This is a genomic window from Burkholderia sp. BCC1640, from assembly GCF_902833125.1.
Taxonomy (GTDB): domain Bacteria; phylum Pseudomonadota; class Gammaproteobacteria; order Burkholderiales; family Burkholderiaceae; genus Burkholderia; species Burkholderia diffusa.
Genome location: NZ_CADFEF010000010.1, coordinates 96,034 through 111,168 on the forward strand (window position 1 = coordinate 96,034; position 15,135 = coordinate 111,168).

The following is a 15,135-nucleotide window of genomic DNA, read 5'->3' on the forward strand; positions in this document are numbered from 1 at the left end:
ATCGATGAACACGATCAAACGAATCGATCCGCGCCGGCCGTTCATCATCACGGCCGCGGGCCTGAAGCGCATCACGCTGGGCGAGGAAGGCAGCGCCGATGCGAACGCCGCGCAGTGGTCCGCGCACGGTCATGGCGCCGCCGCCGCGAAGCCGCGCCGCGCGGTGCAGGACCCGAAGCACGTGATGCTGGTGGTGGCGCACACTGAGCGCGGCGCGCTCGACGACCATGCACGGCAGGCGATCGCCGCCGCCGCGGTGCTCGCCGACGCGCAGACGGAAGTCGCGCTGCTGGCATTCGGTGAACTAAAGGATGACGCAGCGGCGCTCGGCGTCGACAAGCTGATCGAGCTGGCCGACTTCGACCGTCGCGCCTTTGCGCCCGAAAGCGAATTGCAAGCATTGCAGGCCTGTGCCGCGGCGCTCGCGCCGAAGCATGTGTTCGTGCCCGACAACGCGACCGGCGACGGCGATCTCGGCCGGCGTTACGCGGCGGCCGCCGGCGCGAGCGTCGCGACCCACGTGGTCGAGATCGACGCGAAGCATGTCGGCGCGTATGCGCAGGCCGGCCGTGCGTTCGCAACGCGCGGCTTGCCCGACGTGATCTTGCTCGCGCAGAACGCGGTGGAAGCGAAACTGCCGTTCGTCGGCGCCGGCGAGCGCCTGGCCGCCGACTTCATCCGCCCGGCACGCGACGCGGCGCAACCGTACCGCGATCTCGGCCTCGAGGAAATCGACGCGGCGCAAGTCGCGCTGGAGGAAGCCGACTTCATCGTGTCGGCCGGCAACGGCGTGTCCGACATCGGCGCGTTCGAGCGGCTCGCCGGCGCGTTCGGCGCGGCGATCGGCGCGAGCCGCGTCGCGGTAGACAACGGACACTTCACGCGCGACAAGCAGGTGGGCGCGACCGGCAAGACGGTCGAGGCCAGCGTGTACATCGCGTTCGGCATCTCGGGCGCGGTGCAGCACTTGCAGGGGATCAAGGACTGCCGTCACGTGATCGCGGTCAACCTCGACGGCAGCGCGCCGATCGCGAAGCGCGCGAACCTGACGGTGGTGGGCGACGCGCAGGCGACGATCGCCGCGCTGATCGAACAGGTGCAGGCTGCACGCGCGTCGCGCGGACAATCGCCGACTGCGGTCGGCGCCCGTGAATCCGAAGGAGTCGCTGCATGAACGCCCCCCGCCAGTTGCAACGCATCGCGGTGCTCGTCTCCGTGGGCCGGCACCCGGTCAGCGGCACCGCGCGCTACAGCCGCAACGACGCGGCCGCGCTCGAGGTCGGCCGTCAGCTCGCGGAGCGGCATCGCGCGCAGCTCGACGTGCTCCATGCGGGAGACCCCGCGAATGAAGCGCTTGCTGAATACCTCGCGCTCGGTGCGCGGCAGGTCGAGGTGCTGGCCTGCCACGACGGCGACGATGCCGCGCATGCGCTCGCCGCGCGTGTCGAAGGCTACGACCTCGTGCTGACCGGCACCCGCGCCGAGGGCGCGTATGACACCGGGATGCTGCCGTATCGCGTCGCCGCGACGCTCGGCTATCCGCTCGTCGGCTCGGCCGTCGACGTGACGGTCGACGGCGGCCGCGCGGCGGTCCGGCAATTCTTGCCGAAAGGGTTGCGGCGGCGCGTCGACGCGGCGCTGCCCGCCGTCGTCGCGGTCCATCCGCTCGCCAACGTGGCGCCGCGCTACGCGTATGCGCGGCTGCGGGCCGGCGCGATCCGCCCGGCGCTGACGTCGACCGGCGCGGATGCCGATGCCGCCGCGTGGAAGGTCGGCCCGATCGAGCGTAAACCCGTAAAGCTGGTCGCCGCCGAGAAGCGCTCCGGGCATGCCCGGATGCTGTCGGCGACGACGACCGAAAGCCGCGGCGGCAACGTCGTAAATGAAGGGAGTTCAGTCGAAAAAGCACAAGTGATCCTCGCGTATTTGCGCGAGCATCAGCTCATCGACTACTGATTTTGATGCCTGTCGGCAACCACACTGGGACGCAAGGAATCCGGAGCAAACGATGAAAGTATCGGCAGACATTCGCGCACTGATCGAACGACGCAAGGAAGGTTACAGCCTCGAGGCGCCGTTCTACACGAGCGAGGAAATCTTCGCCCTCGACATGGAGGCGATTTTCCGCCAGCACTGGATCCAGGTCGCGGTCGAACCGGACATTCCCGAGCCGGGCGACTACGTGACCGTGGAACTGGGCAGCGACTCGATCCTGATCGTGCGCGACGACGACATGGAAATCCGCGCGTTCCACAACGTGTGCCGTCACCGCGGCGCGCGTCTGTGCAACGAGGACAAGGGCTCGGTCGGCAACATCGTGTGCCCGTACCACAGCTGGACCTACAACCTGACGGGTCAGCTGATGTTCGCCGAGCACATGGGCGAGAAGTTCGACCGCTGCAAGCACAGCCTGAAGTCGGTGCACGTGCAGAACCTCGCGGGCCTGATCTTCATCTGCCTCGCCGAGGAGCCGCCGGTCGATTTCGCGCAACTGCGCGCCCAGATGGAGCCGTATCTGCTGCCGCACGATCTGCCGAGCACGAAGATCGCCGCACAGATCGACATCATCGAGGAAGGCAACTGGAAGCTCACGATGGAGAACAACCGCGAGTGCTATCACTGCGTCGCGAACCATCCCGAGCTGACGATCTCGCTGTACGAATACGGCTTCGGCTATCAGCGTTCCGAAGCGAACGCCGAAGGCATGGACGCATTCGCGGAAACCTGCGTGCGCCGTGGCAAGGAGTGGGCCGAAATGGGCCTGCCGTCCGCCGAAATCGAAAAGCTGCTCGACGTGACGGGCTTCCGTACGCAGCGCCTGCCGCTCGACCGCCACGGCGAATCGCAGACGCTCGACGCGAAGGTCGCATCGAAGAAGCTGCTCGGCAAGTTCGACCAGGCCGACCTCGGCGGCCTGTCGTTCTGGACGCAACCGAACTCGTGGCACCACTTCATGAGCGATCACATCGTGACGTTCTCGGTGATTCCGCTGTCGGCCGGCAAGACGCTCGTGCGCACCAAGTGGCTCGTGCACAAGGATGCGAAGGAAGGCATCGACTACGACGTGAAGAACCTGACGGCCGTGTGGAACGCGACCAACGACCAGGATCGCGCGCTCGTCGAGTTCTCGCAGCGCGGCGCGACCAGCAGCGCGTACGAGCCGGGCCCGTATTCGCCGTACACGGAAGGTCTCGTCGAAAAATTCTCGGCCTGGTACATCGGCCGGCTCGCCGAAAAAACCGGCGCGTAGTAGTCAGCGGAACAGCAAGCGGAGTCACACATGATGCGAGATGCGGCCAATTTCGAGCCGGCGGACAGCCGGGTTACGCACCCGGCCTTCTGGAACGCGCTCCCCGAGCGCTGGACGAGCGACGTCGAGGAAACGCTGGTGTGCTGCCACGTGCGGCAGGAAACCCACGACGTGAAGAGCTTCTTCTTCCGTTCGCCGCAAGGCCGTGCGTTCTCGTTCGAGCCCGGGCAGTTCATCACGCTCGAGCTCGACATCGAAGGCGAGACGATCAACCGTTGTTACACGATCTCGTCGTCGCCGGCGCGGCCGCACACGATCTCGATCACGGTCAAGCGCGTGCCGGGCGGCAAGGTGTCGAACTGGCTGCACGACAACCTGCAGCCGGGCGCGGCGGTGCGCGTGCTCGGCCCGGCCGGCGAATTCACGTGCGCGCGGCATCCGGCGCGCAAGTATCTGTTCCTGTCGGCCGGCTCCGGCGTCACGCCGCTGATGTCGATGAGCCGCGCGCACCATGATCTCGCGGAGGATCGCGACATCCTGTTCGTGCACAGCGCACGCACGCCGGACGACATCATCTTCGCGCGCGAACTCGATCTGATCGCGTCGAACCATACGAACTTCCGCACGTCGTTCGTCGTCGAGCGCGTCGGTGCACGCACCAACTGGCCGGGCGTCACGGGCTTCCTGACGCTGCCGCTGCTGAAGCTGATCGCACCGGACTTCATGGAGCGCGAGATCTTCACGTGCGGCCCCGCGCCGTACATGAAGGCGGTGCGCGACCTGCTCGACGAAGCCGGCTTCGATCGCAAGCAGTATCACGAGGAAAGCTTCTCGTTCGAAACGCTCGCGCAGACCGCGAGCGACGACGTGCTCGCCGAACTCGTCCCGGCCGCCGACGGCGCGGACGCCGCGACGAAGCAGTACACGGTCAGCTTCGCGAAGAGCAACCGCGAGATCTCGTGCGGCTCGGAGCAGCACGTGCTCGACGCGGCGCGCCAGTCGGGCGTGCGGCTGCCGGCGTCCTGCACGCAGGGCATGTGCGGCACCTGCAAGGTCAAGCTCGTGTCGGGGCAGGTCGAGATGAAGCACAACGGCGGCATCCGCCAGCGCGAGATCGATCAGGGGATGGTGCTGCTGTGCTGCAGCAAGCCGCTGTCGGATCTGGTGATCGACAAGTAGTCAAAACAAGCCATCGCTTGTCCGGCCGCGTCGCGTCGCGTCCGGACAAGCATCCGTCGGAAAACAACGATACCGCGGAATTGTGGTTGAAGAACCTAGAGAGACAACGCGCACGGTGCGCATTTCAAGGAGATCGACCATGAAGTTGTTCGGAAAACTGTTGTGGACCGGCGCACTGTCGGCGATGGTGGCACTGAGCGCGTCGGCGCTCGCCGATACGAAGCCCACGCTGAAGATCGGCTACGTCGAAGGCTGGGATGACAGCGTCGCGACGTCGAACGTCGCCGCTCGCGTGATCGAGAAGAAGCTCGGCTACCAGGTCCAGCTCGTACCGGTCGCTGCCGGGATCATGTGGCAGGGCGTGGCGCGCGGCGATCTCGACGCGACGCTGTCCGCGTGGCTGCCCGTCACGCACGGTTCCTACTGGGGTGAATACAAGGCGAAGGTCGTCGATCTGGGCGCGAACTTCCCCGACGCGAAGATCGGCCTGATCGTCCCCGACTACGTGAAGGCGAAGAGCATTGACGACCTGAATGCCGAGAAAGGCAGCTTCGGCGGCCGGATCGTCGGCATCGACGCGGGCGCGGGCGTGATGCGCAAGACCGACGAAGCGATCAAGAGCTACGGCCTGAACTACACGCTGATGCCGAGTTCGGGCAGTGCGATGACGGCCGAGCTGTCGCGCTCCGTCGGTGCGAACAAGCCGGTGATCGTGACCGGTTGGGCGCCGCACTGGATGTTCGCGAAGTGGAAACTGCGCTTCCTCGAGGATCCGAAGAAGGTGTTCGGCGGCGCGGAGCACGTCGACAGCGTCGTGAACCCGCAGCTCGAAACGAAGGCCAAGCCGGTCGTCGCGTTCCTGAAGAAGTTCCAGTGGAAGCCGGGCGAGATCGACAGCGTGATGCTCGCGATCCAGAACGGCTCGAAGCCGGAAGCAGCCGCCGATGCATGGATTGCTGCGCATGCGGACCGCGTGAATTCGTGGACTGAAGGCACGCAGTAACACCGCGGCGATTCATCGCGCGCAATCATAAAACAACACGCCGGGAATGACCCGCAGGAATCCGAAATAATCGTGAATTCATGCGGCCATATCCCGGTTTTCTTTTTCCGATTCTGCAAAAATGCGCGCAAGTTGTTACACTAGCGCCCTCGTGCGGAGTCATCTGCTTTGTATCGGACGAGAGTAAGCGCTGAAGCGCTCACTCTGATCGAGAGGAGGAATTGGATGAGTCAGGCAGGACTGCGTGCTAATCGCACCAGTGATGTTGAGGCAGACATCTCACATGATTCGACGGGCCACACGCTGCACCGTGGCCTGACTTGGAAAGACGCATTCTGGGTTACGAGCGGTGTGCCGGCAGGCGTACTGTTCACGATCGGCGGCGTATGCGCGACGATCGGCCAGCCCGCGTGGGCGATCTGGATCGCCGCGATCACGATGGGGCTGATTCAAAGCGCGACTTATGCGGAAATATCGGGGCTATTTCCTCATAAATCGGGTGGCGCGTCGGTGTATGGCGCGATCGGCTGGGTCCGATACAGCAAGCTGATTGCCCCGGTTTCCGTATGGTGCAACTGGCTCGCGTGGTCGCCGATGCTTGCACTCGGCTGCGGCCTCGCGGCGAGCTATGCGCTAACGAGTCTCTTTCCCGCCGATGCGGCGGTGCTGCACTGGCAACTCAAGGTCGCGGATCTCGGCTTCATCAAGCCGGGGCTTTCCCTGCGAATCAACGCGACGTTCATCATCGCGACGATTCTGCTTCTCATCACGTTCAAGCTTCAGCACAGCGGTGCATCGAAGGCGGCACGCACGCAGCGCATTCTCGGCATCGCGTCGCTCACGCCGCTCCTGATCGTCGGCATCGTGCCGTTCGTCACCGGCGACGTGCCGATGTCGAACCTGCTCCCGCTGCTGCCGCTCGGCCATGATGCTCAAGGCAACCTCACGACCGCGACCTTCGGCTCGTGGAACGGGCAGGGCGTCACGATGGCGCTCGGCGCGATGTTCATGGCGGGCTGGGCGTCGTACGGCTTCGAGACGGCCGTCTGCTATACGCGTGAATTCCGCGATCCGCGTCGCGACACCGCGAAGGCGATCTTCTGGTCGGGCGCGCTGTGTCTCGTCGTGATGACGCTCGTGCCGATGGCGTTCCAGGGCGCGCTCGGCACGCAGGCGATGCTCGATCCGTCGATCGGCGACGGCACCGGCGTCGCAGCCGCGATGGCGAAGATCGTCGGCGGCGGTGCATGGGTCGCGAATGCGGTCGTCGTGATGCTGATGCTGTCGATCCTGCTGATCGTGATGACGTCGATGATGGGCTCGTCGCGCACGCTGTATCAGGCATCGGTCGACGGCTGGCTGCCGAAGTACCTGTCGCACGTGAACGAGCACGGCTCGCCCACGCGCGCGATGTGGACCGATCTCGGCTTCAACCTCGTGTTGCTGATGATGTCGGACTACATGACGGTGCTGTCGATCTCGAACGTCTGCTACATGCTGTTCGTATTCCTGAACCTCCAGTCTGGCTGGATCCACCGAATGGATCGCGGCAACTGGGATCGGCCGTTCCGCTGCCCGACCTGGCTGCTCGTCGCCGGTTCGATCTGCGGCTACGCGAACCTCGTCTATGTCGGCGCGGGTGCGAACCTGCAGGGTGAAGGCACGCTGCGCAACGGGCTGATCGCGATGCTGCTGATCGTGCCGGTGTTTCTCTATCGCCACTACTGGCAGGATCGCGGCCGTTTCCCCGCGCAGATGCAGCGCGACATGGAACTCGAGGTGCCGAAGCGCGCGATGTGGCTGAACCTGATGCCGTATGCGGCGCTGATCGGCGCGGCGCTGACGATCTGGCTGTCGTACTACTTCGCGTGGGTGAAGTAAGCACCTGACCGCGGCACGCACTTCGCGCGACGAACCCGGACACCGCACCCGGGGCCGTCGCGCGAAGCGTCGAATGCCAGGCGATAAAAAACCCGACCGGCTGCTGCCGGTCGGGTTTTTTGTTGGCCGCTCGCCGAACGGATGCGCTTACGGAAACACCACCGTCCGGTCGCCGTTCAGGAACACGCGGCGCTCGATGAACGCCTTCACCGCGCGTGCAAGCGTGATGCACTCGACGTCGCGGCCCACCGCGAGCAGTTGTTCGGGACGCAGTGCGTGATCGACGCGCTCGACCACCTGCTCGATGATCGGACCTTCGTCGAGATCGTCGGTCACGAAGTGCGCGGTCGCGCCGATCAGCTTCACGCCGCGCGCGTGCGCCTGGTGATACGGCTTCGCGCCCTTGAAGCCGGGCAGGAACGAGTGATGGATGTTGATCGCGCGGTTCGCGAGCTTCGCGCTGGTTTCCTGCGACAGCACCTGCATGTAGCGCGCGAGAATCACGAGTTCGGCGCCGCTCGATTCGAAGAAGTCGAGCCACTGCGCTTCCTGCTGCGCCTTGGTGTCGGCCGTGATCGGGAAGTGGCGGAACGGCAGCCCGTGCTGCACGGCGAGCGGCTCGAAATCCGGATGGTTCGACACGATGCCGACGATGTCCATCTTCAGCTCGCCCATCCGCCAGCGGAACAGCAGGTCGGCGAGGCAGTGCTCGAGCTTCGACACCATGATCAGCACTTTCGGGCGCGCGTTCACGTCGTGGATCGCCCATTGCGTGTCGCTTTCACCGCCGCCGCCGAGCGCGGTCGCGATCGGCCCGAATTCCTGGCGCAATGCGTCGATCTGCAGCGTCTCATCCGTCGGATGAAACACGCAGCGCACAAAGAAGCGGTTGCTGAGATCGTCGTCGAACACGTTCAGCGCATCGACATAGCAGCGATGGCGCTCGAGAAAGCCGACGACGGCGGCGACCTGGCCGGCCGCGCTCGGGCACGACAGCGTCAGGACGAATTGATCGGGGCGTGAGTCGGCGGTCATGAAATTCCTCGGAGTCATGGAGCGCGAACCCGCGCGGCGGCGCACCGGGGCGCCAGGCTACGCGGGTAGCGGGAGACTCAAGTAAATCAGGACGTTTCTGGCGCGGATAGAACCAACCCGCCGTGTGGCTGGTATCGGCGCGCCAGCGCGGCTGAGGGACGAGGGCGGGACTGCGTGCGGGGCGGGCGGCGGGCGTCAAGCGGGGCGGCCATCGCCAACCCAGCCGGCGTCAGGAGAATATCCGCTGGACGCCGGACGGCCATTTACGCAGGCGCGCACGCATCCAGCAGCCAGCGCCGGAACACGTGGGTCGCGTCCGGCTCGGGTCGCTGCGGAGGACGCACCAGGAAGTAGCCGCGCGATGTGACGACGGGCGCGTCGACGAGCTTCACGAGCTGCCCGGACGCGACGAGCTCGTCGACGAGCGGCGACCAGCCGAGGGCGACGCCCTCGCCGAGCAGGGCAGCATGGATCACGAGCGCATAGCTGTTGAAGGTCACGCCGCGCGCGGCGGCCGGCGCATCGAGGCCATGCGCGTCGAACCAGCCGGCCCAAGATAGCCAGCGTTCGGGGCGCGTCGGCTGCACGTGCAGCAGCGGCAGCGCATGCAGATGGTCGGGCCGGGCGACGTGCGGATGCGCGGCGCGGAACGCGGGCGAGCAGACCGGCGTGACGGATTCCGGAAAGAGCCGCGCGGCGGTGCACGATGGCCAGTGACCGTCGCCGAACAGGATCGCGATGTCGGCGTGGTCGCGCTGCGCATCGTAATCCTGTGACGTGACGACCCGCACGTCGACGTCCGGCATCACGCGCTTCAGGCCCGCGAGGCGCGGCATCAGCCAGTAGGTCGCGAAACCGAAATCCGTGACGATCGTGAGCGCGCCATGCTCGCGGCGCGCGCGCAGCGTCGCGGTGGCGCCGCGCAGCGTGTCGAGGCTCACCCGCACGGCTTCGTACAGGCACTGGCCGTCGCTCGTCAGCGTGACGCCGCGCGGGCTGCGCTCGAACAGCGGCACGCCGAGTTCCGCCTCGAGCTGGAACACCTGCTGGCTCACGGCCGGCTGCGTCGAGCCGAGCTCGCGCGCGGCGGCCGTGAAGCTCTGGAGACGGGCGGCCGATTCGAACGCGCGCAGCGCCTGCATCGACGGTAACGGTTCGGATTTCGACATAAGTCTCTCTAATGGCCCCATAAGGGCCGGACGCCTTCCCGCGCGAATTCGGGCGGGGGATAGTGCTTCGGACGGCACGGCACCGTGCCGGTTCTTCCGCGATTCTAGCCAGTCGCGGCCGGTGCGCGCGGCACTTTCTTCAGGCTGCGTCCGTCATGCTGGCCGCGCCGCTGCCCAAGCGTCGCACCGTTCCGTTCGAACACCGATTTCCCCACGACCGCCGATGACGAACCCGACTCCCAACATCCTGATCCTGATGGCCGACCAGCTGACGCCGTTCGCGTTGCCGGCCTACGGCAATCGCGTCGCACGCACGCCGACGCTCGACCGGCTCGCCGCGCAAGGCGTGGTGTTCGATGCCGCGTATTGCGCGAGCCCGCTGTGCGCGCCATCGCGTTTCTCGCTGCTGACCGGCAAGCTGCCGTCGGGTATTGGCGCCTACGATAACGCCGCCGAATTGCCCGCGCAAACGCTGACCTTCGCGCATTACCTGCGCGCGGGCGGCTATCGCACGATGCTGTCCGGCAAGATGCATTTCTGCGGTCCCGACCAGCTGCACGGCTTCGAGGAACGGCTGACGACCGACATCTATCCGGCCGACTTCGGCTGGGTGCCCGACTGGGACCGCCCGACCGAGCGGCCGAGCTGGTATCACAACATGAGCTCGGTGCTCGAGGCCGGCCCGTGCGTGCGCACGAACCAGCTCGACTTCGACGACGAGGTCACGTTCGCGGCGAAGCAGAAGCTGTACGACGTCGCGCGCGAGCGTGCGGCCGGGCATGACGAGCGGCCGTTCTGCATGGTCGTGTCGCTGACGCATCCGCACGATCCGTACGCGATCACGCGCGAATACTGGGATCTGTACAGCGACGACGAGATCGACATGCCGGCCGTGCGGCTCGATGCGGCCGAAAGCGATCCGCATTCGCAGCGGCTGCGCTTCGTCTGCGAAAACGACCGCACGCCGCCGACCGACGCGCAGATCCGCGCCGCGCGCCGCGCCTACTATGGCGCGACGTCCTACGTCGACGCGCAATTCGGCAGCGTGCTGGCCGCGCTCGAGCAATGCGGGTTCGCCGACGACACGATCGTGGTCGTCACGTCCGACCACGGCGACATGCTCGGCGAGCGCGGACTCTGGTACAAGATGACGTTCTTCGAGGGCGGCTGCCGCGTGCCGCTGATCGTTCACGCGCCGGGCCGCTTCGATGCCGCGCGCGTGCGCGGGCCCGTGTCGCACGTCGACCTGCTGCCGACGCTCGTCGACCTGGCCGGCGCGGCGCCGGCCGGCGGCTGGCCCGACCCGGTCGACGGCGCGAGCCTCGTGCCGCATCTGCGGGGCGCGCCCGCGCACGACGTCGCGCTGGGCGAATACCTTGCGGAAGGGGCGGTCGCGCCGGTCGTGATGATCCGCCGCGGCGACTGGAAATACGTGCATTGCCCGGCCGATCCCGACCAGCTCTACAACCTCGCCGACGATCCGCGCGAGCGCACGAACCTGGCCGGCCTGCCCGAAGCCGCCGACGTGCTCGCCGCATTCCGTACGGAGGCCGCGCGGCGCTGGAACCTGCCGGAACTCGACGCGCAGGTGCGCGCGAGCCAGCGGCGGCGCCGGTTCCATTACGCGGCGACGACGCAGGGCCGCATCCAGGCATGGGACTGGCAGCCGTTCACCGATGCGAGCCAGCGCTACATGCGCAATCACATCGAACTCGACACGCTCGAAGCGATGGCGCGCTTTCCGCGCATCGGGCGCTGAACGTACCGCATCGCGGTCATTGACGAACGACGGAGGAAGCGAATCATGAAACGACAATGCAATGCAGCAATCAGGAGGCTCGGCACGGCGCTTGCCGCGGCCGCGTGCGTGGTGGCGATGCAGTCCGCACACGCCGCCGATCCGCAGACGTGTCGCGACGTGAAGATGGCGGCGCCCGGCTGGACCGACATCGACGCGACGAACGCGATGGCCGGCGTCGTGCTGAAGGCGCTGGGCTACCGGCAGGACGTCGCGAACCTGTCGGTGCCGATCACGTACCAGGGCTTGAAGAAAGGGCAGGTCGACGTGTTCCTTGGCAACTGGATGCCCGCGCAGGCGCCGCTGGTGAAGCCGTTCGTCGACGAGAAGTCGATCGACGTGTTGCACGCGAACCTCAGCGGTGCGAAGTTCACGCTGGCCGTGCCCGACTACGTCGCGGCCGCGGGCGTGCACACGTTCGCCGATCTCGCGCGCTACGCGGACCGCTTCGGCGGCAAGATCTACGGGATCGAGCCCGGCGCGCCCGCGAACCAGAACATCAAGCGGATGCTGTCCGACCATGCGCTCGGGTCCGCGAACTGGTCGCTCGTCGAATCGAGCGAGACGGGGATGCTCACGCAGGTCGAGCGCGCGGTGCGGGACAAGCGCTGGATCGTCTTTCTCGCGTGGGAGCCGCACCTGATGAACACGAAGTTCCACCTGACCTACCTGTCGGGCGGCGACGCGTATTTCGGCCCGAACTATGGCGGTGCGACCGTCAACACGGTGACGCGTCCGGGCTTTGCCGGCCAGTGCGCGAACCTGGCGCGGCTGTTCCGGCAGATGACGTTCTCCGTGGACGTCGAGAACCGGATGATCGCCGACATGCTCGACAACAAGACGTCGCCCGCGCTCGCGGCGCAGCACGTGCTGAAGGCCGACCCGGCGCTCGTCGAGGGCTGGCTGGACGGCGTCACGACCGCATCCGGCACGCCGGCACTCCCGGCCGTGCGCGCGGCGCTCGACGCCCGCTGATCTGCCTCCGGGCGGCCGGTTTTTGCCGTGCCGCCCGTCTCCGTGTTTTCCCGAACCGTCGCATCAAGACCATTTAGTGTCGCCTTCAGACGGGTGGCCTGAAATATGGGTTTGTATTTTTCGCCAATGGCTCCGTTATTGCGGAAAACGAAATGCCGAAGCCAGCGGACGTACCGAATTCGAATCAGCCGGCGTATTGCTGCGCGCGCCAGGCCACGGTTCTTTCCATCGAAGGGTTCAGGGAGGGTGGTCGACAATGAAGCAAAAGAAAGTTGCCGTAGCCGCCGCGCTGGCATGCGCGGCCTGTATTCCCGCCATCGGCCACGCGCAGAGCAGCGTGACGCTATACGGGATTCTCGATGCGGGCATTACGTACGTGAACAACACGGGCGGTTCGCACGTGGTCAAGTTCGATGACGGCGTCTCGTACGGGAACCGCTTCGGCCTGAAAGGCACGGAAGATCTCGGCGGCGGCCTGAAGGCCGTGTTCGCGCTCGAGAGCGGCTTCCACCTCGGCAACGGGCAGCTCGGCTTCGGCGGGGCGGAGTTCGGGCGGCAGGCTTATGTCGGTCTCCAGAACGACTGGGGCACGCTGTCGTTCGGCAACCAGCTGGACATCACCAACGAGCTCGTGTCGATCTACAACATCTCGGCATGGGGCAGCGGCTACGCGATCCACCAGGGCGACTTCGACCGCTTCAACGGCGACCGCCTGCCGAACTCGGTCAAGTTCCTGTCGAACGACCTGAGCGGCTTCAAGTTCGGCGCGATGTACTCGTTTGGCAACGTCGCCGGCAACTTCCATCGCAACAGCGCATGGAGCGCGGGCGCAAGCTACACGAAAGGCGACTTCTCGATCGGCGCCGCTTACACGCGCCTGAACAACCCGAACGGCATCTACGCGTTCGACCCGTACGCGATGATCGGCACGCATACGTTCCTCGGCCAGCAGACCGTGACCGTCGATCCGGCGACCGGCGCGCGCACCGACCTGTTCGCGAACACCGCGATGGACGTCGACAGCCAGGGCACGTTCGGCATCGGCACGAGCTACACGATCGGCAAGCTGTCGCTCGACGCCAACTTCTCGTACACGACGATCAAGGGCTTCGGCCAGTCGTCGCACATGCAGGTCTACGAAGGCGGCGGCTTGTACCAGTTCACGCCGGCGCTGAGCTTCATCGCGGGCTACCAGCACACGCGCTTCGAAGGTCACCACTGGAACCAGGGAACGGCCGGCCTGCACTACCTGCTGTCGAAGCGCACCGACGTGTACATCTCCGGCGACTACCTGCGTGCTTCGCAGGGTGTCGATGCGGTGATCGGCTACAGCTTCACGCCGTCGACGACGCAGACGCAGGCCGACGTGCGGATCGGGATGCGGCATTCGTTCTGAGCGGGGGTAGGGTAGTTCATTCGACGTCTTCAGCGAGGTCTCTCTTTGGCGCGAACCGCGGTTCGCGCTTTTTTTTTGTAAGGCGGGCTGCCGCGCATGACGGACGCGCGCGAGAGGCGGTTTCGGCGGTTGGCGATATCATCGCGGTTTGACGCGCCCTGCGTCTCGCCGATCGCCCGCTCTCGCACATCCCTCCGATGACCGCCCCGTTACCCGAATCCCGTTCGCCGTCGCCGTTACCCGCCAACCTGTTTCGCCACGCACCGTTCCAGCGCTTCTGGGGCACGCGCGTGATGTCGTCGCTCGCGTTCCAGATCCTGTCGGTCGCGATCGGCTGGTACGTCTATGCGCTCACGCACAGCGCGTTCGCGCTCGGTCTCGTCGGGCTCGCGCAGTTCGTGCCGATGTTCGCGCTGACGCTGGTCGTCGGGCAGGTGGCCGACCGTTACGATCGCCGGCGCATCGCGACGATCTGCCAGAGCGTCGAGGCGCTGGCCGCCGGCGTGTTCCTGCTCGGCGCCGCGACAGGGGGGCTCACCGCGCCGGGCGTGTATGCGCTCGCGGCGATCGTCGGCACCGCGCGCGCGTTCGAATCGCCGTCGGTGTCGTCGCTGCTGCCCGCCGTCGTGCCGCGCGGCGACCTGCCGCGCGCGACCGCGCTGTCGACGTCCGCGAACCAGGCCGCGCAGATTCTCGGGCCGGCGTTCGGCGGGCTGCTGTATGGCGTTGGCGCGCCCGCCGCGTTCGGCACGAGCGTCGTCGCGTTCGCGATCGCGGCGGTGCTGAGCGGCACGATTCCGCTGCGCAGCGCGCCCCCCGCGCGCGAACCGGTCACGCTGCGTTCGGTGTTTTCCGGTATCGGGTTCATTCGGCGCGAACCGGCGATCCTCGGCGCGCTGTCGCTCGACCTGTTCGCGGTGCTGTTCGGCGGCGCGACCGCGCTGTTGCCGATCTATGCGCGCGACATCCTGCAGGTCGGGCCGTGGGGGCTCGGCGCGTTGCGCGCGGCGCCCGCGGTCGGCGCGCTCGCGGGCACGCTGTGGCTCACGCGTTTTCCGCTGAAGGGACGGCCGGGCCGCGCGATGTTCGGCGGCGTGATCGCGTTCGGCATCGCAACGATCGTATTCGGGCTGTCGAGGGATTTCGCGGTGTCGCTCGTCGCGCTGGCGGCATTGGGGGCGTCGGACGTGGTGAGCGTCGTCGTGCGCCTGTCGCTCGTGCAGCTGCGTACGCCCGACGACATGCTCGGCCGCGTGAGCGCGGTCAACTCGTTGTTCATCGGTACGTCGAACCAGCTCGGCGAATTCGAATCGGGCGTGACGGCGGCGTGGTGGGGCGCGCCGGCCGCCATCGTCGTCGGCGGCGCGGCGACGATCGCCGTCGCGCTGACGTGGATGAAGCTGTTTCCTCAGCTGACCAACATGAAGTCGCTCGAACGCGACGTATGAC

At 66.5% G+C, this 15,135-nt stretch carries 12 protein-coding genes; 10 read left to right on the forward strand and 2 right to left on the reverse strand.

The features are described 5' to 3' along the window. The first annotated feature begins 4 nt into the window (after nucleotides 1–4). The 6 genes from HWX25_RS13355 to HWX25_RS13380 all read left to right on the forward strand — a co-directional run bounded on the left by HWX25_RS13355 (nucleotide 5) and on the right by HWX25_RS13380 (nucleotide 7,313). Nucleotides 5–1,174 (forward strand): electron transfer flavoprotein subunit alpha/FixB family protein, encoded by a 1,170-nt coding sequence (locus HWX25_RS13355; protein ID WP_175908780.1) that lies wholly within the window; start codon nucleotides 5–7, stop codon nucleotides 1,172–1,174. Beyond that, nucleotides 1,171–1,956 (forward strand): electron transfer flavoprotein subunit beta/FixA family protein, encoded by a 786-nt coding sequence (locus HWX25_RS13360; protein WP_175908781.1) that lies wholly within the window; start codon nucleotides 1,171–1,173, stop codon nucleotides 1,954–1,956. The genes HWX25_RS13355 and HWX25_RS13360 overlap by 4 nt, the downstream gene beginning before the upstream one ends. 52 nt (nucleotides 1,957–2,008) lie before the next feature. Continuing rightward, a complete protein-coding gene (locus HWX25_RS13365; RefSeq protein ID WP_059534190.1) occupies nucleotides 2,009–3,250 on the forward strand; it encodes an aromatic ring-hydroxylating dioxygenase subunit alpha in 1,242 nt (413 codons plus the stop codon). 30 nt (nucleotides 3,251–3,280) lie between these two features. Next, complete coding sequence (locus HWX25_RS13370; protein WP_059702351.1) at nucleotides 3,281–4,429, forward strand: hybrid-cluster NAD(P)-dependent oxidoreductase; 1,149 nt, start codon at nucleotides 3,281–3,283, stop codon at nucleotides 4,427–4,429. Between the two features lie 139 nt (nucleotides 4,430–4,568). Next, nucleotides 4,569–5,432 (forward strand): glycine betaine ABC transporter substrate-binding protein, encoded by an 864-nt coding sequence (locus tag HWX25_RS13375; RefSeq protein WP_175908782.1) that lies wholly within the window; start codon nucleotides 4,569–4,571, stop codon nucleotides 5,430–5,432. Nucleotides 5,433–5,657: 225 nt separating this feature from the next. Beyond that, entirely contained in the window at nucleotides 5,658–7,313 is a 1,656-nt protein-coding gene (locus HWX25_RS13380) for an APC family permease (RefSeq protein WP_059702346.1), read from the forward strand. Nucleotides 7,314–7,460: 147 nt separating this feature from the next. Here HWX25_RS13380 and purU read toward each other — a convergent pair whose 3' ends face one another. Continuing rightward, the gene (purU, locus tag HWX25_RS13385) at nucleotides 7,461–8,348 is read right to left on the reverse strand and encodes a formyltetrahydrofolate deformylase (RefSeq protein ID WP_175908783.1); all 888 of its coding nucleotides are present in this window, start codon (nucleotides 8,346–8,348) and stop codon (nucleotides 7,461–7,463) included. 263 nt (nucleotides 8,349–8,611) lie between these two features. Then, nucleotides 8,612–9,538, reverse strand: coding sequence for a LysR family transcriptional regulator (locus HWX25_RS13390; RefSeq protein ID WP_082725391.1), 927 nt, complete (start codon nucleotides 9,536–9,538; stop codon nucleotides 8,612–8,614). Between the two features lie 202 nt (nucleotides 9,539–9,740). Here HWX25_RS13390 and betC point away from each other — a divergent pair, with 202 nt between their 5' ends. The 4 genes from betC (at nucleotide 9,741) to HWX25_RS13410 (ending at nucleotide 15,134) form a co-directional block, all read left to right on the forward strand. After that, complete coding sequence (betC, locus tag HWX25_RS13395; protein ID WP_175908784.1) at nucleotides 9,741–11,276, forward strand: choline-sulfatase; 1,536 nt, start codon at nucleotides 9,741–9,743, stop codon at nucleotides 11,274–11,276. A gap of 45 nt (nucleotides 11,277–11,321) precedes the next feature. Then, the gene (gene choX / locus HWX25_RS13400) at nucleotides 11,322–12,290 is read left to right on the forward strand and encodes a choline ABC transporter substrate-binding protein (RefSeq protein WP_175908785.1); all 969 of its coding nucleotides are present in this window, start codon (nucleotides 11,322–11,324) and stop codon (nucleotides 12,288–12,290) included. 256 nt (nucleotides 12,291–12,546) lie between these two features. Next, complete coding sequence (locus tag HWX25_RS13405) at nucleotides 12,547–13,686, forward strand: porin (RefSeq protein ID WP_059534205.1); 1,140 nt, start codon at nucleotides 12,547–12,549, stop codon at nucleotides 13,684–13,686. Between the two features lie 197 nt (nucleotides 13,687–13,883). Beyond that, a complete protein-coding gene (locus tag HWX25_RS13410; protein WP_175908786.1) occupies nucleotides 13,884–15,134 on the forward strand; it encodes an MFS transporter in 1,251 nt (416 codons plus the stop codon). Nucleotide 15,135: the final 1 nt, after the last annotated feature.

Coding starts and splice junctions, on each gene's coding strand:
- betC (WP_175908784.1), top strand. CDS start 9,741: ATGACGAACCCGACTCCCAACATCCTGATCCTGATGGCCGACCAGCTG.
- HWX25_RS13390 (WP_082725391.1), bottom strand. CDS start 9,538: ATGGGGCCATTAGAGAGACTTATGTCGAAATCCGAACCGTTACCGTCG.
- HWX25_RS13410 (WP_175908786.1), top strand. CDS start 13,884: ATGACCGCCCCGTTACCCGAATCCCGTTCGCCGTCGCCGTTACCCGCC.
- HWX25_RS13405 (WP_059534205.1), top strand. CDS start 12,547: ATGAAGCAAAAGAAAGTTGCCGTAGCCGCCGCGCTGGCATGCGCGGCC.
- HWX25_RS13360 (WP_175908781.1), top strand. CDS start 1,171: ATGAACGCCCCCCGCCAGTTGCAACGCATCGCGGTGCTCGTCTCCGTG.
- choX (WP_175908785.1), top strand. CDS start 11,322: ATGAAACGACAATGCAATGCAGCAATCAGGAGGCTCGGCACGGCGCTT.
- HWX25_RS13370 (WP_059702351.1), top strand. CDS start 3,281: ATGATGCGAGATGCGGCCAATTTCGAGCCGGCGGACAGCCGGGTTACG.
- purU (WP_175908783.1), bottom strand. CDS start 8,348: ATGACCGCCGACTCACGCCCCGATCAATTCGTCCTGACGCTGTCGTGC.
- HWX25_RS13365 (WP_059534190.1), top strand. CDS start 2,009: ATGAAAGTATCGGCAGACATTCGCGCACTGATCGAACGACGCAAGGAA.
- HWX25_RS13380 (WP_059702346.1), top strand. CDS start 5,658: ATGAGTCAGGCAGGACTGCGTGCTAATCGCACCAGTGATGTTGAGGCA.
- HWX25_RS13375 (WP_175908782.1), top strand. CDS start 4,569: ATGAAGTTGTTCGGAAAACTGTTGTGGACCGGCGCACTGTCGGCGATG.
- HWX25_RS13355 (WP_175908780.1), top strand. CDS start 5: ATGAACACGATCAAACGAATCGATCCGCGCCGGCCGTTCATCATCACG.